At 47.0% G+C, this 20,694-nt stretch carries 20 protein-coding genes; 13 read left to right on the forward strand and 7 right to left on the reverse strand.

All coding sequences use genetic code 11. The features are described 5' to 3' along the window. Positions 1–246 precede the first annotated feature (246 nt). The 6 genes from ACQ6WK_RS12675 to ACQ6WK_RS12700 all read left to right on the forward strand — a co-directional run bounded on the left by ACQ6WK_RS12675 (position 247) and on the right by ACQ6WK_RS12700 (position 4,407). Positions 247–549 carry a hypothetical protein gene (locus tag ACQ6WK_RS12675; RefSeq protein ID WP_432797748.1) on the forward strand — a complete coding sequence of 101 codons (303 nt, stop codon included), beginning with the start codon at positions 247–249 and terminating at the stop codon, positions 547–549. Between the two features lie 79 nt (positions 550–628). Continuing rightward, entirely contained in the window at positions 629–1,813 is a 1,185-nt protein-coding gene (locus ACQ6WK_RS12680) for a rolling circle replication-associated protein (protein WP_432797749.1), read from the forward strand. 10 nt (positions 1,814–1,823) lie between these two features. Beyond that, on the forward strand, positions 1,824–1,964 hold the full coding sequence (locus tag ACQ6WK_RS12685) for a hypothetical protein (RefSeq protein ID WP_432797750.1): 141 nt from the start codon (positions 1,824–1,826) through the stop codon (positions 1,962–1,964). A 10-nt stretch (positions 1,965–1,974) separates the two neighbouring features. Continuing rightward, positions 1,975–2,451, forward strand: coding sequence for a hypothetical protein (locus ACQ6WK_RS12690; protein ID WP_432797751.1), 477 nt, complete (start codon positions 1,975–1,977; stop codon positions 2,449–2,451). 208 nt (positions 2,452–2,659) lie between these two features. Further along, complete coding sequence (locus ACQ6WK_RS12695) at positions 2,660–3,451, forward strand: hypothetical protein (RefSeq protein ID WP_432797752.1); 792 nt, start codon at positions 2,660–2,662, stop codon at positions 3,449–3,451. A gap of 83 nt (positions 3,452–3,534) precedes the next feature. Continuing rightward, the gene (locus ACQ6WK_RS12700) at positions 3,535–4,407 is read left to right on the forward strand and encodes a tyrosine-type recombinase/integrase (protein ID WP_432797753.1); all 873 of its coding nucleotides are present in this window, start codon (positions 3,535–3,537) and stop codon (positions 4,405–4,407) included. A 215-nt stretch (positions 4,408–4,622) separates the two neighbouring features. Here ACQ6WK_RS12700 and ACQ6WK_RS12705 read toward each other — a convergent pair whose 3' ends face one another. The 3 genes from ACQ6WK_RS12705 to ACQ6WK_RS12715 form a co-directional block, all read right to left on the reverse strand. Then, on the reverse strand, positions 4,623–5,483 hold the full coding sequence (locus tag ACQ6WK_RS12705) for a sugar phosphate isomerase/epimerase family protein (RefSeq protein ID WP_432797754.1): 861 nt from the start codon (positions 5,481–5,483) through the stop codon (positions 4,623–4,625). 17 nt (positions 5,484–5,500) lie between these two features. Next, on the reverse strand, positions 5,501–6,697 hold the full coding sequence (locus tag ACQ6WK_RS12710; protein WP_432797755.1) for a Gfo/Idh/MocA family protein: 1,197 nt from the start codon (positions 6,695–6,697) through the stop codon (positions 5,501–5,503). Positions 6,698–6,813: 116 nt separating this feature from the next. Further along, positions 6,814–7,737, reverse strand: a complete 924-nt coding sequence (locus ACQ6WK_RS12715; RefSeq protein WP_432797756.1) for a helix-turn-helix domain-containing protein — start codon at positions 7,735–7,737, stop codon at positions 6,814–6,816. A 132-nt stretch (positions 7,738–7,869) separates the two neighbouring features. Between ACQ6WK_RS12715 and ACQ6WK_RS12720 the strand changes: the two genes are divergently transcribed. After that, entirely contained in the window at positions 7,870–9,282 is a 1,413-nt protein-coding gene (locus tag ACQ6WK_RS12720) for a glycosyl hydrolase (protein WP_432797757.1), read from the forward strand. 34 nt (positions 9,283–9,316) lie between these two features. Beyond that, complete coding sequence (locus ACQ6WK_RS12725; RefSeq protein ID WP_432797758.1) at positions 9,317–10,099, forward strand: 3-ketoacyl-ACP reductase; 783 nt, start codon at positions 9,317–9,319, stop codon at positions 10,097–10,099. Between the two features lie 30 nt (positions 10,100–10,129). On the opposite strand, the gene ACQ6WK_RS12730 is transcribed toward ACQ6WK_RS12725, so the two are convergent. From ACQ6WK_RS12730 to ACQ6WK_RS12740, 3 genes are all read right to left on the reverse strand, one after another. Further along, positions 10,130–11,263, reverse strand: a complete 1,134-nt coding sequence (locus ACQ6WK_RS12730; protein WP_432797759.1) for a Gfo/Idh/MocA family protein — start codon at positions 11,261–11,263, stop codon at positions 10,130–10,132. Between the two features lie 80 nt (positions 11,264–11,343). Then, the gene (locus ACQ6WK_RS12735; protein WP_432797760.1) at positions 11,344–12,033 is read right to left on the reverse strand and encodes a hypothetical protein; all 690 of its coding nucleotides are present in this window, start codon (positions 12,031–12,033) and stop codon (positions 11,344–11,346) included. 33 nt (positions 12,034–12,066) lie between these two features. Continuing rightward, positions 12,067–13,149 (reverse strand): GntR family transcriptional regulator, encoded by a 1,083-nt coding sequence (locus ACQ6WK_RS12740; protein ID WP_432797761.1) that lies wholly within the window; start codon positions 13,147–13,149, stop codon positions 12,067–12,069. 155 nt (positions 13,150–13,304) lie between these two features. Here ACQ6WK_RS12740 and ACQ6WK_RS12745 point away from each other — a divergent pair, with 155 nt between their 5' ends. The 5 genes from ACQ6WK_RS12745 (at position 13,305) to ACQ6WK_RS12765 (ending at position 19,297) form a co-directional block, all read left to right on the forward strand. Then, a complete protein-coding gene (locus ACQ6WK_RS12745) occupies positions 13,305–14,099 on the forward strand; it encodes a prepilin-type N-terminal cleavage/methylation domain-containing protein (RefSeq protein WP_432797762.1) in 795 nt (264 codons plus the stop codon). A gap of 48 nt (positions 14,100–14,147) precedes the next feature. Next, complete coding sequence (locus ACQ6WK_RS12750; RefSeq protein WP_432797763.1) at positions 14,148–16,469, forward strand: endo alpha-1,4 polygalactosaminidase; 2,322 nt, start codon at positions 14,148–14,150, stop codon at positions 16,467–16,469. Between the two features lie 178 nt (positions 16,470–16,647). Further along, positions 16,648–18,126 (forward strand): nicotinate phosphoribosyltransferase, encoded by a 1,479-nt coding sequence (locus ACQ6WK_RS12755; RefSeq protein ID WP_432797764.1) that lies wholly within the window; start codon positions 16,648–16,650, stop codon positions 18,124–18,126. 20 nt (positions 18,127–18,146) lie between these two features. Further along, positions 18,147–18,758, forward strand: coding sequence for a bifunctional nicotinamidase/pyrazinamidase (gene pncA, locus ACQ6WK_RS12760; protein WP_432797765.1), 612 nt, complete (start codon positions 18,147–18,149; stop codon positions 18,756–18,758). A 14-nt stretch (positions 18,759–18,772) separates the two neighbouring features. Then, positions 18,773–19,297 (forward strand): NUDIX hydrolase, encoded by a 525-nt coding sequence (locus tag ACQ6WK_RS12765; RefSeq protein ID WP_432797766.1) that lies wholly within the window; start codon positions 18,773–18,775, stop codon positions 19,295–19,297. 8 nt (positions 19,298–19,305) lie between these two features. Here the strand turns inward: ACQ6WK_RS12765 and ACQ6WK_RS12770 are convergent, their stop codons facing one another. Next, the gene (locus ACQ6WK_RS12770) at positions 19,306–20,685 is read right to left on the reverse strand and encodes a metal ABC transporter permease (protein WP_432797767.1); all 1,380 of its coding nucleotides are present in this window, start codon (positions 20,683–20,685) and stop codon (positions 19,306–19,308) included. Positions 20,686–20,694 lie beyond the last annotated feature (9 nt).

Consider the following 20,694-nt stretch of genomic DNA (forward strand, 5'->3'; position numbering starts at 1 on the left):
TTTCATCCTCTTTTTTGTGCTCTTACTTGCCATTGTATTACGTGTCTTTTTGTTTATAAGGCCAGTTTTAGTGCTCCTTTGTAGGGGCATATACAAGATATGGAAATTAACGCTTGGGCGTAAGACACAGGTTGGGGGATCGTTTAGGAGTTGAGAAAGGTTGGTTGGTGGGATCGTGGGGCTCAATGCCCCATGAGTCCCAAAAGATAAACGTTTAATAACCATTAAATTTTGAAAGGATAGGTTATGGCAACAGCAACAGACAAAGGTTTACAGACTTCTTCAATGATGACGCTGGTCGAGCGAATGACCCCCATTTTTGAAGCGTGCGGGATCGTCGATGACACCGCGACGGGTACGAACGAAAAGACGGGTGACAAGTGGTATCGGATTGTTTGCAAAACGATGGGTGAAACTTTCCAGTACTACGTCGAAAAGGATTATTTTGAGATTGTTGAGAAAGGTGCGGCGTACACGTTCAAGGGCAAACTTGAGCATGATTACCGCGGCAATCTCTCGCTGAAGGTTTCGGAAATTCTCCCGGCGTAACCTTCCTCACTGTGCATACGACTCTAACGGGTCGTGTGCATTTTTCGCACTTGATCAGGGTTTAACAATGTCTCTTTACATGCGTCAAAAAATCGTCCTCTCGCACCTGCATAATGTTGGTGCGTTTGTGCTTGCGCATCGGGAGACAAAACGTATGAGACGGTGGCTTGCTTGGTGTAGAGCAAATAAGCGGAATGTGAAATTCATCACGCTTACGTATGACCTGCGGCCATATCAGGATCGTGTCCACCCTGAAAAGCTGCCCGAGTACATGTATGACCTTGCAAAAGATGGCCGACACGTGGCTAGGTTTATGGATCGCGTGTCCGAGTTCACACGTACACCCATGAAAGCAAAGTGGCGAGCTAAGATGGAATTTCACTCGTCAGGCATTCTGCATTTCCACCTGCTCGTACGTGACATGCCTTACGTAAAACAACACGATCTCCAGAATATTTGGGGTCATGGGATCGTGGATGTTCGTAAAGCGAAGATTAAACACGCTGGATACATCGCCAAGTATCAATCTAAGGCGGGGGGCTATCCAGCGTTTCTCTATGACAAGCCGAGACGTTCTGTGCAGGTGTGGGGTACGTCTCATGGGTTCTTTAATGTGGTAGATAAAGATGATCGCCACAACCCCTCTGACCCACCAGAGGAGAAGGAAGAAACGCAGGCTTACGATATCGCGGGTTGCGAACAGAAACGCGATTATGACCCCAATGAGACGATTGGAAGTGTGCTCAAACGTGCCGGTAGAACCTTTGTTGTGAAAGATGAAGCCGGGGAAGTGAAGGAATTCATCGCACGTGATAACGAGGTCATATGTGCGCTTTGGATGATGAAGTTTGAACGTGTTGAGAAGAAATGGGGCTGGTACGAGTATGACATGACGTGGCATCATTTCGACCGGGTGATGGAACAGGTACATGAAAACAGGCACTTGCAGGACGCTATGGCAAAGGACCAGCTTATGGACCTTGCCTATTGCGATGATGACTACATAGCAAACTATGAGAAAGAGCTAGGCATTGATGGCTGTCCGAGCGAGGAGCGACCCCAAGCGAGGAGCGAGGACGGCCGCAAGGCCGCCTCCTTCTCTTGTTTAAAAGTACAAGATTGTGCGCATGACACAGAGTCAGCATGTGACCTAGCAATGCGTTTAAGTGCTGAATATCACGAAACTGACTTATCTAGACGTGAGCTAGGCGGGAAATGCGGGATTCCGCAAGACATGTGGCCTGACGAATACGCCCCGTTTTGAGGATCATCAGATGATAACGGTCGAAAATGCTGCACCCTTTGTTTTGACGTACATGCTTACCGGCCTTGTTTCGGCCTTTGCGATTTACATAACAGTTGCCATCTACTCGGTTGTAGTTAATGGGATTTATGAAATTTTCAAACAAGCATAGGAGCTTAACAATGCGAAAAATGATTGTCGTCATTATGATTTTTTTGGGATTGTCGTCGGCTGTGTCGGCTGATTTCATCAACATGACTTATGTTGTTCCGCCGGGAAGCGAATTCGCCATTTATCAGGCTGATTTATATCCGAACGCCCCGGAATTTGAGTTTATTGTTATTCCCGAATCTGAGATGGGATCAGGTGGCACGATTTGGTCCGGTGGTTGGATGTTCGAGGATCGCGATTTATGGTTAAGAGTGGATGATGAGTTTTTTAAGATCGGTCATGAGAGTGTTGGCCCGGAGCATCATGGTGGACGTATTGAGCTTCAGGGAACCTCCCTTGAGTTGTACGCTCCGGGAACTGGGGATCATCTCGGCACTGTAGGAGGGCCGTCCGCAAACCCTCTGATTCCGGAGCCAGCGACAATGATGCTGTTGGTTCCGGGAATTCTATGCCTGTGCAAGCGGCGCAAGCGGCCACAGGTGAAATGATAGCGACGTATGCAATCTTGGTTGGTGTGGGGATGCTGTTGGGCCTTTTGATTTGGCTGCTTCGCACGATCAGTGCAATGAGACAACGTGATAGGTGGGAACGTCCTGCCTAATTATATGGGTCTGCAAGAGAAAGGATAAACCATGTTTTTGCAGAAGATGAAGGGTGTGGCGGCTGCTGTCGTCGTTACAGGATCGGCTTTGCTTGGTGGTGAGACTTGATAGGGGTGAACTTACGCAATCTATACAACTTCTCTTGTCAACTAATGGGAAAGCGGCTGCGTTTCAGGATGGCCTTGTGGTTGTTAGTGATAAAGTACAGGTCATTGACCGTGTATCGAATATGCTCGATTCGGTAGAAACTGCTCCCCTTGATACCTGGGTGATGCAGTTTTATTTAATCTCTTATGAGCGGTCATTAGATGAACAGTTGGGTGTAGATGTGCAACCCGAAGTAGATTTATCGTTCGTGCTCGCTTCTGCGTCTGCTGCTGCGTCTTCGGGTACGTCCATGCTTGGGTCATTACAGGCGATGCTCCAAGCTAGCAGGAGCCACAGGCAAGTGCATCTCGTCGCTGAACCCTTGTTCGTGCTGGCCGATGGCCAAACGTCTACCATTCGTGATGCAAAAGAAATCCCTGTCCCTAAGCGTGTGGTGAATGAACAAGGTGTGACTACAACTTCGGGTTTTGATTTGATTCCAGTTGGTTTAACCGTCACATCTACCGTGCGTGATATGGGCGAGATGCGAGCGTTGGCCGATGTCAGTATCGAGTTGTCGGCTCTGCTTGGCTTTGTTGAGTCGGAAGCTCCGATTAAGCAAACCCAGTCTTACACTACAAAATTAGTTATGCAGAGTGGCGGTGTGTATTTGATTGGAGAATTGCAGCAAACTAGAGAAACGCAACAAGTTGATAACATCCTGCAATCAGTGAAAACTGAGAAGGGGGAAAATTCAGTGGTGCAGGTTTGGGCACGGTTATATAAGATCGCAAGATGATAGATATTCATGGCTTATTATTTGCGGAAATTAAATGCACTAGATTATTGGTCGATTATTAGGCAACCGGAGGGAGATTCCAAATGATGCTGCATCGACTGTGTGAAGTGTATTTAGAATATGCAAAAACATGTTACCGAAAACCAGATGGGGGATTGTCTAATGAGTATCATGCGATAGCTTACGTGCTCGGACAATTGCTTGATGTTCAACCAGATATTAGTAGTGAAGATTTTGGCCCATCTCTGCTTATTAAGTTTCGTGATTATTTAGAGACTTTTGAATATACAAGACAAACTATTAATGACAAAATCTCTCGTGTTAAACGTGTTTTTAGGTGGGCGTGTGAGAGGGAGTATGTTTCTGGGAAGGTCTTCATGTCTGTTAATTCTGTGGCACAGTTAAGATCGGGGCGGTGTTCGGCAAAAGATAATGTAAAGGTTCGTCCTGCTATGTGGCGGCAAGTTCGGGCGGTTGTTCAAGGCTCAAATACGATGGTTGGTCGTATGGTGCGTATACATTATTTGACAGGCATGAGGATAAATGAGTTGGTGAATATGCGTTGGCAACACATCGAAAGGTCAGATGATTATGCTGTTTATACGCCGATTTATCACAAAACAAGCTATTTAGGTAAGCCGCGGCAAATAGTATTGGGGCCACGTGTGCTTAAGCTTTTAGGTGCTGCTTCGGAGGGTTTTTGTTTCTTGACAAAACATGGTAGGCCGTATGATCGTAGCTCATATCGTCGTGAAATTGTTAGAGCTTGTGAGCGCAAGTGTGTTGAACCTTTTACTCCGTTGCAATTGAGGCATAATGCAGCGAAGCGTTTTAACAAGCACTTTGGTATTGAGTTGTCACGTATCATGCTTGGGCATAGTTCTGCGTTTACAACAGAGATTTATATTGAGCGTGATTTAATTCAATTAATGAAAGCTGCAAAAAAAATTGCTTAGTTTGGTTTTTAAGGGTTGCGACTTTCTGTTAGGTCGGATATAAACAATTTGTCTAAAGTTTAGGAAACATTAGATGACAATTGGCGTGAAGGTTCGGCCACATCGTTCACATCGATGAGGTCACTGGTTCGAGTCCAGTATCGCCCACTTAAAGAACAAGCCCATGATCATCACGATCACGGGCTTTTTTCATGCCGTATTGATGTCAAGGTTGATCACGTCTGAGAAGCACGCAACGATTTCGAATAAGCATATTGCTCAGCACGCTGAACAATCATATCGAGGTATTGATCTTGATTGAGCCGCCAATATAGGTCTGAGAAAACTTCGACCTCGTGATAGCCATCGAATTCAAGTTCGTTCATCAGGTTTTTGTAGTACGCAAGGTCGATGCAGCCGTCGCCCATAAGACCACGATCATTGAGCATATCATTCATGTCGGGTTTCCAATCACAGATGTGGAAGCCGAAAAGTGTCTTCTGTACTGCCGCGAGACAGAGTTCTTTTTCGACATCAGCGTCCCACCAAATATGAAAGACGTCGGCAGCAATACCGATCAGCGGATGATTGAGTTGTTCGCAAATGTGCCGCGCTTCCGCCATGCGGTTGATACAAGATCGGTCGGCAGCATACATCGGATGTAGCGGCTCGATGGCAAGCTTGATATTGCGGGCTTCAGCGTGTGGCAAAATCGCGGCAAAAGCATCTTGAGTTTGCTTACGTGATTCGTCTAATCGTTGATTAGGCACAGCGCCAACAACGTACACAACCATCTCCGCATTGATTGCAGCGGCCTCGTCAATGATAGATCTATTTTCATCAAGCGCCTTCTGCCGACCGCTTACGCTCGTGGAAGGAAAGAACCCGCCACGGACCAATGCGGGAACGACCATGTTATGATCGTTTAAAATCGTCGCAGCATCGCTGAGTGCGATTCCTTCAAGAACATTACGCCAGACGGAGATGCCGTGGATATTGCGTGCAGCATAAGCTTCGATGCATTCACGCAGTGTCCACGGCTTGTTGGTCATGGTGTGAACTGCGAGTTTGGTGGAATTTTTGTATGCCTGGGGCATAATGATCTAACTCTCAACTAGACGCTAGCAGTAGCGGGTTCGAGTGCAGGGAGGTCAACCCATTGACGGGTTCTCCAACTTTGTACGCCGAGCTCAGCAAGTTGCACACCCTTGGCACCTTCACGGAGTGTCCAGCGGAATGACTCGTCTAGTGCAACGTGACGAAGGAAAAGTTCCCATTGGATTTTGAATGCGTTGTCGTACTCGCAGTTGTCAGGGACACGTTTCCAGCCATCGTAAAAATCAATGGGCTGAGCGATATCGGGGTTCCAGACGGGCTTAGGCGTCATGGACATGTCTTGAACATAGCAATCGCGGAGTGTAGCAACTGCAGAACCATCTGTGCCGTCGACCTGAACCGTAAGCAGGTCGTCACGGCGAACACGTGTACACCAAGAGGAGTTGAATTGGCAGACGGTACCGTCTTCGAGTAGAAAGATGGCGTAGGCAGAGTCGTCGGCGGTTGCGTTGTAGAAATCACCTTGCTCATCGACACGTTTGTCGATGTCGATGCTACCGTAGGAAACAAGTGATTTGACAGGGCCAAAGATGTTGTCGATGACATAACGCCAGTGACAAAACATATCAATCATCATGCCACCGCCGTCTTCTTCACGGTAGTTCCAACTTGGACGTTGTGCAGGTTGGTCGTCAACTTCGCCGGTGAAAACCCAGTAGCCAAACTCCGCTCGAACGGACAGGATCTTACCGAAGAATCCTTGTTGTTTAAGTGTGCTGAGTTTTCGAAATCCGGGGAGCCAGAGTTTGTCTTGGACAACACCGTTTTTCAGACCAGCATTTTCAGCGAGTTCCGCAAGACGAATCGCTTCATCCGTAGTAACGGCGGTTGGCTTCTCACAGTAAATAGCTTTGCCTGCTTTGACGGCCATTTCGATGAAACGAGCGCGCTGGAGTGTGCCTGAAGCATCAAAAAATATCTCTGTGTCATCGAATTTTCCGTCAACGGCAGCTTGAATATCGGCAGTGTACTTGAGCGGCTTGCCGATAACGGCGGGGCCGTGTGTTTCAGCGAGGTGCTTAAGTTTGTTTTCATTACGCCCCGTGAGAATAGGCTCAGGCATCAGCGTGAGGTCATCGGAGATTTTAACTCCGCCTTGCTTAATGATAGCGAGGATGGATCGGATGAGGTGTTGGTTCGTCCCCATGCGTCCGGTGACACCGTTCATGACGATACCGATATTCCTGATTTTCATTGTTGTTTCCTTTGAGATTGACCCATTGCAGGAAACAAGAATAGCATTGAGATGACGGGAAAGCCATAAGACTCGGCGACAACCCATTTAGCATATCTAGACAATATCCTGATCCATTAGATTACATGTGGGTTACTGCGAAATTCGGTGGGGCTTTGGCCGGCATGCTGAACAAACCAGCGTGAAAAAACGCCGACACTGCTGAAACCAAGACCATCAGCAATCTGATGAACTTTAAGACGATCATCAAGAAGCATGGCAGATGCTTTCTGAAGACGACGAGCCGTAACATATTCGTGAGGCGTACAACCAAGCAAGAGACGAAAGCGGCGGGAAAAATGTCTTGGTGAAAGATGGGCCGCATGAGCGAGTTGATCAAGCGAAGGTGGCTGCGCCCATGCTTGCTCTACGAGCTCAAGAGCTTTAATCACACGGCGATCGACATTCTGTTCATCAGTCGAAGCAATCGCATCGAGGAGTGTGCCTGTGCTGCTGGATTCACGTGGCCAAAGATAAAGCGCTTCACACAACCGAATGAGTAAAAGAGTCGATTTATCCTGCGTAAAAAGGCCTAATCTGATGACGGAGCGGAGATGAGAAATAAGTGCATCTTGCCTACCGAGATCAGTGATGACGGATTGCCATGGGCGCGTTGTGCAAGCGAGCCAAGACGATTTGGTTTGAATTTTGAGGTGAAAAACATGTGCTTCTTTGGTAGCCGCGAAGAGCTTGTAACCGTGCATTTGCCCAGGATAAGCAACGAGTGCGGTCGTACCTGTGATGGGATGCCATTGATTGTCGACACAAACTTGCCCATGACAATCAATCAGCAGATCGAGTTGCATCTGATTGTGGTGCTGATGCGGTGTGAATTCGACAGTACTAACAAGATCATACGAAAAAGTTTGAATGATACGAGCGGGATCCTCAAAAAGGTGCCCACAAAGTTCACGAATAGCGGCCTCATCGGGTAAGGAGTTGAGTTGGCCTAGTGTGCTGGCAAGCTGCTGAGTGTTTGCTTCATCATGCATAATCCTCATATTTAGCATATCTGGACACGCATTGCAATAAGAACCTGTTGGATTGGACCCAAGGTGAAAGTAAGATGAACACATGAGTCCACAAAGCAGAAAGGCTGATTTAAGAACGATTGCGTAATAGAAAGTACAAGCATGAAGATTGATATGAAAATACAGGCGATAGATCTATTGTCGCCAATTGAGCGGATGTGGACGGTATCAGGTGAAAAGATTTTAAATATCCAAGAGAAGTTTCCCGCCAGCTCATCCTCACCAGTATTTACGGTTGAAGGTGCCTATCAAGCGCAAGGCTGGACAGAGTGGACGCAAGGATTTCAGTTTGGGTCGGCTGTACTGCAGTTTGATGGAACGCGTGATGAACGGTTCCTTGAAATTGGACGGTCGTATACGGTAAATGAGATGGCAAGCCATGTGACACATGTGGGTGTACATGACCATGGATTCAATAATGTGAGTACATACGGGAATCTTTGGCGGCTAATGAACGAGGGAGTGATTGAAGAAAGAGAGTGGGAGCGGCACTTTTATGAAATGGCGCTCAAAGCAAGCGGCGCAGTGCAGGCAGCACGTTGGTCGAAAACATCGGATGGCGGCGGATATATGTATTCGTTCAACGGACCGCAGAGTTTGTTTGTCGACACAATCCGAACATGCCGAGCGCTATCTGTGAGCCACCAGCTGGGACATACGCTTTGGGGAGAACAGGATGAGAAAATTTCACTGTTAGGTCGAGTGATTGAGCATGGAATAAGTACTGCAAAATACAATGTCTGGTACGGCGAAGGACGAGATACTTATGACCTGCGTGGCCGGACAGCCCATGAAGCGTTATTCAATGCATATAATGGCGTATTTCGTGCGCCAAGCACTCAGCAGGGATACTCACCATTTAGCACTTGGACACGCGGTCTGGCTTGGGCAATGGTCGGTTTTGTAGAAGAACTGGAGTTTCTACGTACACGCCCAGCGGAAGAGCTTGAACCATGGGGTGGCATTGCAGAAATCGAGGCGGTGTTTTTGAAAGCGGCTAAAGCGACATGCGACTTTTACATTGAGCATGGTAGTGCTGCTTGTGGTGTGTGCTATTGGGATACCGGCGCGCCTAGTTTGCATAAGCTGGGCGAAGATTATCTTAAACGTGATGCGGATCCATTCAATGAATATGAGCCGGTAGATAGTTCGGCATCGGCAATCGCTGCGCAAGGCTTGATTCGCTTAGGCCAATATCTTGATCTCTATCATGCAGAGAAAGATTCATCTCGGTATGCTCAAGCAGGATTGACCGTGTTAACGAAATTGCTGGAAGAACCCTATTTGAGTACTGACGCAAAGCATCAAGGCTTACTATTGCATAGCGTGTACCACTGGCCAAACGGGTGGGATCATGTACCAGCCGAAGCAAAGGTGCCACAGGGCGAGAGTTCTATGTGGGGTGATTATCACTTGCGTGAAGTGGCAGTTTTGGCACAGCGACTGGCCAAGAATGAAACATATTTGACATTCTTTGATGGGCGCAAGCCGGCGGTGGGTTGTGCGACGGTATAATTGAGACTTGATTCAAACTAAAAATATAGGGTTTATGATGAAGTGCAAACGTAAAGTAGCGATTGTAACAGGGGGCACGCGAGGGATTGGCTTGGGAATTGCGACCTGCCTCGCGAAGGACGGGTTTGCGATCATGCTGTGCGGACGACGCAAAAAAGAAGATATACAAAATGTGCTAGATGAGCTAGCGAGGTATGGCGTTGAAGCAGATTATGCTGTAGCCGATGTGTCAGACAATGAACAACGAAAAACATTGCTTGCCGAGACAGAAACGCGATTCGGACGACTAGATGTTCTCGTGAACAATGCGGGGGTGGCGCCTGAACAACGTGTAAATATTCTGGAGGCAGGAGAAGAAAGTTTTGAACGACTGATGCGGATCAATTTGCAAGGGCCATATTTTCTAACGCAAGCAGCAGCGAAGTGGATGGTGTTACAACACGAGGAAAATGCATCATACCGCGGAACGATTATCAATGTGGGATCGATTAGTGCAGAAGTAGCATCAGTAAGTCGCGGGGATTATTGCATCAGCAAGGCGGGGATTGGCATGGCAACCATGCTATGGGCAACACGGTTGGCGGAACATGAAATTGATGTGTTTGAGATTCGACCGGGTGTGATTGAAACAGATATGACATCGGGCGTAAAGGCAAAATATGATAAATTGATTGGAGAAGGATTAACATTGCAAAAACGATGGGGGAAACCAGAAGATGTTGGGCGAGTCGCAACAGCAATGGCACGCGGTGATTTGCCGTACGCAACGGGGCAAGTAGTGAATGTCGATGGCGGATTAATGATGCGGCGACTATAGATTCAAGTGCCACAATACTCCGATTCTCATCTAGCTTAGCGGCGGCTCAATGATTTGAGATGATGCAGCCAATGTTTGGTGGTCACCAAAGGATGGGATCACTTCAACGGTTTTATTGTATGCTGCATCACGCGCAGCTAAGCAAGTAGCTGCAGATAAAAGGCCATCTTGAAGTGTTACTTGAGATTTTGTCTCCCCAGCAATCACATCAAGGAAATGCTTCGCAAGTCGTCTATCGCCTCCACCATGCCCATCTTCGTTGCTGATGTGTTGTGTCTCGACTTTATTGGTTTGATGATCACATCGATGAATGAGGCTTTGATTCCAGTCAAATTCGATCGATGCGTATTCGCCAGTGATACGTGCACCGCGCTTACCTGCGGCAAATTTACTCACGAAATTTTGTGAATACGCCGCATGCAACCCGGAGCTATACATGATCATGGCAGACCCAGCATCCTGGTGTTTGATATTTTCCTCCCAAACTTTCCTGCTGTGCATCGCTGAAATCCTGAGCGGCGTGTCGTTTACTAGATGATGGATGTAATCAAAATCATGCGTTGCTTTTTGTAACCATAGACCGCCGGTCGTTTGATAGTCTCTATACCATTCATCGATATAGACATTGCCATAGTTAACAAAGTTGAATGCGGCAATCTGGTTAATGCATCCTAGATCGCCGGCATCCAACCGCTGCTTAACACGTTCATAAATCGGTGTACACCTCAACGGAAACGAAACAACAATATTGCTTGCGGCTTTGCGGCAAGCATCACGAAGATCCGCAAGCTGTTGCCAACTAATCGCAACCGGCTTTTCAAGAAATAAAGGAATACCCAGCAACATTAACTTGGTCGCAATAGGGGTATGCAGATCACACCGCGTCCCAACAACAATTCCATCCAATTCAACACCCCGGACCAGTAACTGCTCAAGGTCTTGAAAATAGGCAAAATTACGGTCGACCGCAAGCCCAGATTCTTCGACATGCCGATCAATGCTCAAACGATCAGGATCAACCACACATTCGAGCTTGACCAGCGAAGATTCTTTTTGCATCAAAGCACATATCCATGATGCACGCGTACCAAGCCCGACAACACCGATTCTGATTTTCTTGAGCGGTTGTATACAGCCTGCTTGCTGGGTATTTACAAAACTCATGATTCAATCCAGTCTATGTAAACCACTGGAAGTCTTCCCGATGACATTACCGCCAATATAAAGCTTAAGACGATCTCGCCTTAAGCTTTTCTTCTTGCACTGATCAAAAGAACGGCTGGTATAAGTAGCGCAAGACTTGCTGGCTCTGGAACGGGCGCTAACGTATAGGTAAGCGAACCGCTTTCAAACTTATAAGCCCAAGTTTCTGTGCCGCCTGTACTATTCACATTAAAGGTTAATACAACATCGGACACACTACCCAAATCTACAAGTGGGATAGCCCATTCGATCGCGCTATCGCTGAAGCTGTAGGTGAGTGGATTCACCCATGCCCATGCCCAGTCTGTTTGAACAGCACTATTAAAACTAAAGATCCCTCCTGCTGCCGATGACGCACCATACTCAACCAAATAGTCGTAACCGTTGGTCATCCACCCACTGTCAAATCCTGTATCACCATCAAGGTCTGCGTCTACATACATTACATGCCGCCAAGCATTCGCAATACTTCCTCCCCCCGCCCCTTCGGTAGCGATTCCAATATATAAATGCGTTGCGTCATTGGCGACCGAAATCGATTGATAACCTGCAGCCGTAATAGTACTATCAGAGATATCCGCATCAACATAAAAAACTGCGGCGGGGTCCCAGTCACTAAGATCTCCGTCGATGGTAATCGTATCTAGATATCCTGCCTGCAAAGTATTGGCCATACTGAAACACAAACTGAGCATACATGCCGAAGACATGATCGTTGATCGTAAGAACATTGCATTTCTCCTTCTTGAATTAATTGAAATGAATTACCGCTCTATCAATGTCGGCTTAAGACTGATTCTGAGATAGCTATGACCTCTTTCCTTCGCACGTGATGAAGTTAGATTGGCCTGCATCGCCGCCTGGAAGCCCATTTCTTCAAAAGGCATTGCGACCGCTGGCATAGGCGGTTCGATCTGCCCTGCTAAAGTATTATCGATGCTGACAAAGGCGATTTCACTTGGCACGTTGCAACCAAACTCAATCGCACATGCACGTGCTCCGATTGCCTTGGGATCACTTGCCCCAACAACCGCATCACACTTTACTTTTGAATCCAAAATCGATCGCATCATTTTGCGCCCCGCCTCACTGTCGATCGTATCCCACCCCTCGCGAATGAGTTTACCGTTTACCTTTAGACCAGCCTCCGCATGTGCACGTTTGTAGCCATTGAATCTTGCTTCAAAACCCCAGTAGGCATCAAGCGGACCATTGATCATGGCAATCTGCTTGCGTCCCTCATCGATGAGGTATTTGGTCGCAAGATAACCAGCATGCTCTTGATCGATATAAACACAATGCCCTTGATCCATCGGCTCATTGATCGACCAAACACTCCAGCCACGCTCTTCCAAGATCATACGTAAAGGCTGATTGAATGACGGCTCAATCAACAAGGCAATGCCGGGTTCAGAGGCTTCGATAAAACGACGTGTTTCCACATCTACTCTGTCTGCTGCGGCCTGACGGACGGTCGAAGCACTGTATGCCTGACCAAGTACCTGCTGGATACCACGTAAAATCCGTAACTGAACTTCACGCCCCTCACCGGTAATGGATGCCGCACGCTGGGAAATGAAGACGGTAAAGTTTCCTGTCAATTCAATGTCCTGAGCGCTCGTAGCACGATCTGCAACAAAGGTCCCCTTACCTTGCTTACGGTATAGATAACCTTCCGAAACAAGCTGTTGCAGCGCACGTATGAGTGTTGGCCGGCTAACTTCGAACTGCTCCAACAGTTGATATTCCGATGGGAAGGAACCGCCTGCCGGCCATTTCCCAGATTCAATCTCACTGATCAGCGTGCGTTTAACTCGCTCATATTTTGGTAACACCGCTGTGTTCATTCCTTAAAGCTCCACATTCTTGTATTGACAACTTAATAGTCAAATATCCATTATTCTGCATATTTTACTTGACGATTATAACTTGTCAAGATAATTTATTAACAAGTAAGGCATCTGACGTACTCACATCTTTTATGATTGCCGAAAGGAAGAACATGCCTAACCTAAAACACGCACGCGGGTTCACACTAATTGAACTTCTTGTTGTCATTTCAATTATTGCTCTTTTGATTGGGATCTTACTGCCGGCATTAGGAGCCGCAAGAGAAGTCGCGAAATCATCACAATGCAAGGCAAACCAAAAGCAGCTTGGGCTGGCCATCATGGTGTACGGCAATGATTACAAGGATGTGCTCATCCCATGCATCACGAGCTACGATGCGTCATGGGGGCTGGGCCAACAGTTCTGGTTTCAAATCCTTATGGACAGTGGCAGTGCTGTCGGAGCCGATTCGCCGCATACCAACAATGCGGTTTGCCCATCTGATGATTCACCTTGGGCACCGTTTACATTCTTACCCGGCGAGGAACTGCTTTGGAACAATAGCTATGGACTGAATCCCATTGCCCATATTGTGGACTATAGTCCACGTGATGGATTGCATGACTGGGGCTGGGGGCCTTATGCCAATCGCTACAACACAAAGATCGCAAGTATACATGGCCCAAGCAGCCTGATGCTTCTTACCGATGTACGCAAAGGCGGCACGCTCTACTATTTTGACCCATGGAACCCCAACACCGATCAGCTACAGGACGGAGAATGGGCATGGGAAAGACATGGCGAGCACGATATGAACAGCCCAACAAGTAGCGGCAATGTTAATGTTCTTTATGCGGATGGGCATGTTTCTGCGACTAAACAAAACAGCGAAGTTGTTGGCATCGCAGAGGATGCTGATGAAGGCGGGAAGCAGATCATGCCCGGCGGAAAGTATCCGTCCAACTAACCGTGCTGCGATTCATCTACTTCAAAATACAATTTGATTAAAGGGATTATGATGAAGCAACTGTCACTTTTTCTGTCCATATTGCTTTGGACCATACCACTGACCGCAAAAATGATTAGTGACGCCACCAGTGATGCCGAAATCGGCAACATTACAGCCGTTCACTTAACACAACAGAACAGCAAGGTGGTAATAGAACTCAATACAGCAGACGTATACAAATTCCTCAACACACAGATCTTGATCGATACAGACAGCAATCCCAAAACAGGTTTTGCAATTGATCAAAACGGATATGATTTATTGATCGAAGGAGCAAACATACTTCGCTTTAATAGCATAGATCAACATCAATGGGATTGGGTACAGCACGGACAGGCAAAACGGTATACCAAAGATTCTCAACTTCGATTGATGATTCCAATTGAATTACTGAACACACCGCAAATGCAAATATTGGCACGAACCCTATCTCCAGACTACACCACGGTCCTTGACCGCGTACCAGACCAGAATAGCATTTCAATACCTATAACCAAAGTTGAGCCAGATATAGAATCTAAAGGCGACGCAGATGACCCCACTCGTGATCTTATTCTTGTTAAGGCAAAACAAAACGATGATCGTATCGTTCTGAATGCTACGACCGAAAACACGTACGATTTCAGTAACACACTCATTTTTATTGACACGGATATGGATGCCACGACGGGCTTTAACCCGCCCGCCAACCCACAGTTTGGATTTGAGCTGCTCCTTTCGGGGAGCACTCTTTCCAAACACAATAGCAGTAACCGTTCCGCTTGGACATGGCAAGCTATTTCTCAAGCAAAGAAACGTGTGCTGAATAACAAACTCACCGTTGATATTGATGCCGGCGCACTACGTACAGATAAGATTCAATATGCCGTATGGAACATGTCCGATGATTGGCAATTGCTCCTAGATCAAGCACCCGATACCGGCCTCTACACGTTAGCCATCGACACCTCAAAGATCACTGAACGCCCTGAGTCCAAACCGATTAAAGCTGCGGCAAGAAGAGTAAATACTGATTTACCTCCGCGTGAGCGCTTCGCGCAAGCCGACAGCTTCTACACCTACTATGGCAGTGGCAGATATGAAGAATTGAGCCATTATGATATTGCGGTGATGCATTCACCAGCAATGGAGCTTACAAACATCGCAAAGCTTAAAGCGCTTGGCGTGGTCACGATTGGCTATATTACCGTGGGCGAGGACGATAAGCTTCGAGAAGGCAATAAGCAAGGCCCAGGCGGTACTGCAAGCTGGTATTATGATCGCGATGGCGATGATAAGCCGGATATGAATGGCATTTGGAAGTCTTATTACGCCAATGCGGGTGATCCAAACTGGCGAGCAGATCGCGTTGCAGAAGCAAAACGTCTCGTGAATGAAGAGGGGTATGACGGCATATTTCTCGACACATTAGACACCACGCAAATCTATCCAGAATCTACACCGGGTATGATCCAACTCGTCAAAGAACTACGTGAAGCTATTCCCGATTCACCTATTGTATTGAATCAGGGATTCCGTATTTTTGACAAGCTTGCACCTTACGCTGACGGGCTTATGCTTGAAAGTTTTACTGCAACCTATGACTTTAGAACACATGAGTACAAGATGCACGGGCCTGCATCACTGGATTGGCATCTGAATACTGCAAATAAATACTTGCTTCCTGTACTGAAAAAACATCCGATGAATGTACTCGTTCTTGATTATGCCCTATCTGGCGACCTAGAGAATATCCAAACAGCGGCCGATCGCGCGGCTACTTTTGGATTCCTATTCTCTGCCTCACCGATCGCGTTGGATGATGTTTATCACTATGACATTACACCGCAGCCCAACGATAAATGGAAAACAAAATTCGCCACACCCGAAAGACTTTCGCATACGATCACGGAAAGCATCAATGGATTTCCCGCGAATACAGTACTCAAGCCAAGTGGATGCTATGGCGGATACCAAATTAAAACAGTGGTTGATGGTATTGAGGACAGGCGCGGGATGTATTGGTCTGAAGCCGCATGGGCCTCGGCGGAAGATGGCGAGGATGCCTGGATAGAAATCCATTTCCCCAAACCGAAAGCCGGCGGCACCTTAACCATTCAATGGGCAGAGGACAGCAAAATTATCCATGCCTCACGAGACTACCGCATTGAACACAAATCGAACGATCAATGGATCTCCGTACCAATGAAGCCAAACGTAGAAGGAAACATCAGTACGCATTCGCTACCCGATACTAACTATAAATCACTTCGGATTTATCAGCCTGCTGGTGGCGGCGGAGCCAATCGTCCAAACCTCATGTGGATTGCGCAAATTAAACTTCAATAATTCTCTTAGAATCAATCAATATTTGATCCCTTGATTATGGATGCCATTGAGCATTTATATCAAGGGATTTTCATTGCGCTACACTCGATCAACTTTCTCGGTGCGATATGATATGCTGTGTTGGCATGATCATTTGTCATGCTGCGGATCGTGCACTTGCAAGCCAAAGGAACATACCATGACGGGTCAAGGCTTATATCGGCATTCGCTTGCCTTACTGACTGATTTGTATCAGTTGACGATGGCGTATGGATATTGGAAAACGAGGCGACTGGAGCAGCTTGCATGCTTTAACCTGATGTTTCGTGACAACCCGTTTAACGGTGGCTATACCGTCACAGCAGGCCTAGAAGAAGTAATTCATTTTCTAAATGATTTGCGGTTTGAAGAAGAAGATGTCGCATATCTAGGAAAGCTAATGGGGGCTGATGGAAAGCCGTTGTTTGAAATTGGCTTTTTGAATTATTTGCAAGAACTTGAGTTTTGCTGTGATGTGGATGCGATGCCGGAGGGGACCATTGCGTTTCCAAACGAGCCGATGCTTCGGATCACAGGACCAATCTTGCAGTGTCAAATTTTGGAGACGGCACTGCTAAATATGATGTGCTATCAAACGTTGATTGCTAGTAAAGCATCCCGAGTTTGCTTGGCAACACGTGGCGAAGAGGTACTTGAGTTCGGATTACGCAGAGCACAGGGAATTGATGGCGGGTTAGCCGCGAGCCGTGCAGCATATATTGGAGGATGTGGCGCAACATCCAATGTATTGGCGGGGAAGTTATATGGCATTCCGGTGAAAGGGACGCATGCGCATAGCTGGGTAATGTCGTTTGATTCGGAGTTGGAAGCGTTTGAAGCATATGCAGAAGCCATGCCGAACAATTGCATGTTTTTGGTAGATACATATGACACACTTGAAGGTGTACGGCAGGCTGTTGCAGTTGGCAAGAAACTACGTGATAAAGGACACGACCTTTTGGGGATACGTTTGGACTCCGGCGACCTTGCTTATCTAAGTGCCGAAGCGAGGAAGATTTTAGATGAAGGAGGTTTTGCCGACGCAAAGATTGTCGCAAGCAATGATTTAGATGAGTTTATTATTGATTCGCTAAAGCGACAGCACGCACAAGTAAATGTCTGGGGAGTAGGAACAAAATTGGCAACGGCGTTTGATCAGCCGGCACTTGGTGGTGTATTTAAATTGTCTGCGGTAAAAAATCCAGGCGAAGATTGGGAGTACAAAGTGAAGCTGTCTGAACAAACAGTGAAGATCTCCACGCCGGGCTTTTTACAGGTAAGACGATACCAAGACAAATCGGGTTTCATTGCAGATATGGTTTATGACGAGCATTTAGGAGCGGAAGAACAACCTACAATTATTGATCCAAATGATGCAACGAAGCGAAAGCGCGTAAGTACAAACCCGCCACATGAAGATTTGCTCGTGCCAATTTACCGTAATGGCGAACAAGTTTATGACATTCCAAGTTTATCTGTCATTCGCCAGCGTGTACAAGATCAGTTATCAGCACTACATCCAAGTATCCGCCGGTTCTTGAATCCTCACACTTATCCTGCAGGTTTAGAGGCGCGATTGTATGACCTCCGTACGAAGTTAATCTTGAAAGCACGTGGCTATGACGAGAATGGACTCTAATTAATGATTAGGCGAAATTAATGCGAACGCTATTGCTGATTGATATCCAAAATGATTTCTTGCCTGGGGGCGCCTTGGCAGTACCGCACGGTGATGAAGTCATTGCGATAGCAAATACGATCATGTCGCGGTTTGATCTGGTTGTGGCGAGCCAAGATTGGCATCCAACGGGGCACGTTTCGTTTGCCGCATCGCATGCAGGCCGAAAGATTGGAGACATGATTGAAATCGATGGGCTAAAGCAAATGCTCTGGCCGACGCATTGCGTACAGAACTCAAAAGGCGCTGCATTTCCCGCGGATTTGAACACCGCAAAAATTGATCATACTGTGCACAAAGGGACAAACATTCAGATTGACAGTTATAGTACGTTCTTTGACAACGGACATCGGCATCAAACGGGGCTGGATGATTACCTAAAAGCACATGGGTGTGAGTCGCTTTATGTGATGGGGCTGGCAACAGATTATTGTGTGAAATCCAGTGTATTAGATGCGTTGAAGCTCGGCTACCAGGTACATGTGATCATTGAGGGCATTCGCGGTGTGGAAGTGAATATGGGCGACTGTGCGATGGCGATAGATGTGATGATGCGCGAAGGCGCAGAGATAATTGGCATGGATGATATTTGACGGAGATAAGCGACATGCAGAAAGAGCATGAGGTACTCTGGGAAGGCCGGTTTATCCGCACTGTACGTCAAGGGCAATGGGAGTATGTTCAACGACATAATAACAACGGAGTCGTCGGTATTGTGCCTATTACGGACACTGACGAAATCGTGTTAATTGAGCAATGGCGTATACCATTGGGAAAACATGTAATTGAATTGCCGGCAGGCCTGTCTGGGGACGAAACGGACACGTCTGACGAAGCCTTGATTGATGCAGCCAAACGTGAACTTCTTGAAGAAACAGGCTATGAAGCAACTGATTGGAAATCTGTTGGAAACGGTGCCAGCTCAGCAGGGCTTACTGACGAGGTCATTTCGCTCTATATTGCAAGAGATTTGCGGAAGGTCGGCAACGGCGGCGGAGATGGCACAGAAGATATCCGCGTACACGTGATCAAGTTACATCATGCACAACAATGGCTGATGAACCAAGAAAGCGAAGGAAAAGCAATTGATGTGAAGGTTTATGCAGGGCTGTATTTCGTAGCAACGACGTAACAAGAACATTAATCCTGTTCATCACCACCAGTAAGTGGCGGGATAGATTTGCCTTGTGGATCCTGGGTGGGGTTGCCGGTCTCTTTACGAAGATCACTCATAAGTTTTGGGTTGCGAACATGCTCAAGGGCTTCAGCCCCTTCGTGAGCATGTTTATGCGCTTGAGATAGGTAGTGCATAAGATAAGTTTCCCATAGCCGATGGGCGCGGATAAGTCCGGTGGCTTCAGATTTGCCTTTGGATGTAAGTTGATAGGATGAACCAGATTTATTAATGCGCCCGGAAAGCTTAAGCATGGCAAGCGCGATATATCCGGTGAACGGCTTGATACCTGCTGCATGCTGAAGCATATGCGTGGTTGAGAAATCTTGTTCTTTGAGATCAAGTTCCTGCAAACGATACATGAGACCGAGTACATCTTCTTGGACGATGCGCATGAAGAGTGTGAGACGGTGATACTGTCGACTTAAGACGCCATGGCGTGGTGCAAAGAGGAGAATAACAAGAAAGATAAAGCCCGCCGCAACAGCCATCATACTTGCAGTTTGCGTACCTCCAGCAAAATCGGGTGAGATCCAGCCTGGTACAGTGATAGCGGACCAGTGCCCGAAAAAAGCACTGAGCGCCCCAATGATAAGACTGAAAAAAATCATGCGTGAAAGTCGATCAGTGAGTAAATGCGCCGCAGCAGCAGGAACAATAAGCATAGCGATTACGAGGATGGAGCCGATGGCTTCAAAAGAGGCAACTGTGGTAACAGCAACGAGTGTCATAAGGAGGTAGTGCATGACATTGGCGTTGATGCCGAGGGTTGTGGCGAGTGAAGGATCAAAAGAACTGATCTTGAACTCTTTGTAAAACACTGTAATGAGGATGAGGTTGACAAGGAATACCGCAGCAAGGATGACAAAAGCCCGTGGAAGTTCATATCCAAAGAGTGTGATTTTATCCAAAGGTGTGAATTCGATAGCACCATAAAGGACACACTGCGCATCAAGGTCGACGTTGTCTGCACCTTTAACAATGAGAATCAAGCCAATGGCAAAAAAAGTAGTAAATACGATACCCATAGAAGCACCGCGGTCAACCTTGCCAAAATTTTGAACCCATTGCGTGAAAAGCGCCGTAAGAATGCCAACAATAACCGCACCGAGAAACATTTCCCAACTCGATCGCGAACCAGTAATCCAAAAAGCAATAGCGAGGCCGGGTAAAACGGCGTGACTGATCGCGTCACCCATCATGCTCATTTGCCGAAGCACAAGAAAGTTGCCGAGCAAAGCGCATGACATGGCACATAGTGCGCCAATGATGACGATCCACGTATCAAAAGTGTACCAATCGTGAGCTTCAAGCCAATTCGAAATATTTAAAAACAGTTCACTCATCATGGATGT

Source organism: Poriferisphaera sp. WC338, assembly GCF_050931845.1.
GTDB lineage: Bacteria > Planctomycetota > Phycisphaerae > Phycisphaerales > Phycisphaeraceae > Poriferisphaera.

Bases quoted from the DNA above. Each gene is read 5' to 3' on its own strand.
- ACQ6WK_RS12710 (WP_432797755.1), bottom strand. From the start codon at position 6,697: ATGAAAATCAGGAATATCGGTATCGTCATGAACGGTGTCACCGGACGC.
- ACQ6WK_RS12705 (WP_432797754.1), bottom strand. From the start codon at position 5,483: ATGCCCCAGGCATACAAAAATTCCACCAAACTCGCAGTTCACACCATG.
- ACQ6WK_RS12685 (WP_432797750.1), top strand. From the start codon at position 1,824: ATGATAACGGTCGAAAATGCTGCACCCTTTGTTTTGACGTACATGCTT.
- ACQ6WK_RS12750 (WP_432797763.1), top strand. From the start codon at position 14,148: ATGATGAAGCAACTGTCACTTTTTCTGTCCATATTGCTTTGGACCATA.
- ACQ6WK_RS12740 (WP_432797761.1), bottom strand. From the start codon at position 13,149: ATGAACACAGCGGTGTTACCAAAATATGAGCGAGTTAAACGCACGCTG.
- ACQ6WK_RS12745 (WP_432797762.1), top strand. From the start codon at position 13,305: ATGCCTAACCTAAAACACGCACGCGGGTTCACACTAATTGAACTTCTT.
- ACQ6WK_RS12725 (WP_432797758.1), top strand. From the start codon at position 9,317: ATGATGAAGTGCAAACGTAAAGTAGCGATTGTAACAGGGGGCACGCGA.
- ACQ6WK_RS12720 (WP_432797757.1), top strand. From the start codon at position 7,870: ATGAAGATTGATATGAAAATACAGGCGATAGATCTATTGTCGCCAATT.
- ACQ6WK_RS12675 (WP_432797748.1), top strand. From the start codon at position 247: ATGGCAACAGCAACAGACAAAGGTTTACAGACTTCTTCAATGATGACG.
- pncA (WP_432797765.1), top strand. From the start codon at position 18,147: ATGCGAACGCTATTGCTGATTGATATCCAAAATGATTTCTTGCCTGGG.
- ACQ6WK_RS12715 (WP_432797756.1), bottom strand. From the start codon at position 7,737: ATGAGGATTATGCATGATGAAGCAAACACTCAGCAGCTTGCCAGCACA.
- ACQ6WK_RS12700 (WP_432797753.1), top strand. From the start codon at position 3,535: ATGATGCTGCATCGACTGTGTGAAGTGTATTTAGAATATGCAAAAACA.
- ACQ6WK_RS12730 (WP_432797759.1), bottom strand. From the start codon at position 11,263: ATGAGTTTTGTAAATACCCAGCAAGCAGGCTGTATACAACCGCTCAAG.
- ACQ6WK_RS12755 (WP_432797764.1), top strand. From the start codon at position 16,648: ATGACGGGTCAAGGCTTATATCGGCATTCGCTTGCCTTACTGACTGAT.
- ACQ6WK_RS12680 (WP_432797749.1), top strand. From the start codon at position 629: ATGCGTCAAAAAATCGTCCTCTCGCACCTGCATAATGTTGGTGCGTTT.
- ACQ6WK_RS12770 (WP_432797767.1), bottom strand. From the start codon at position 20,685: ATGAGTGAACTGTTTTTAAATATTTCGAATTGGCTTGAAGCTCACGAT.
- ACQ6WK_RS12735 (WP_432797760.1), bottom strand. From the start codon at position 12,033: ATGTTCTTACGATCAACGATCATGTCTTCGGCATGTATGCTCAGTTTG.
- ACQ6WK_RS12765 (WP_432797766.1), top strand. From the start codon at position 18,773: ATGCAGAAAGAGCATGAGGTACTCTGGGAAGGCCGGTTTATCCGCACT.
- ACQ6WK_RS12690 (WP_432797751.1), top strand. From the start codon at position 1,975: ATGCGAAAAATGATTGTCGTCATTATGATTTTTTTGGGATTGTCGTCG.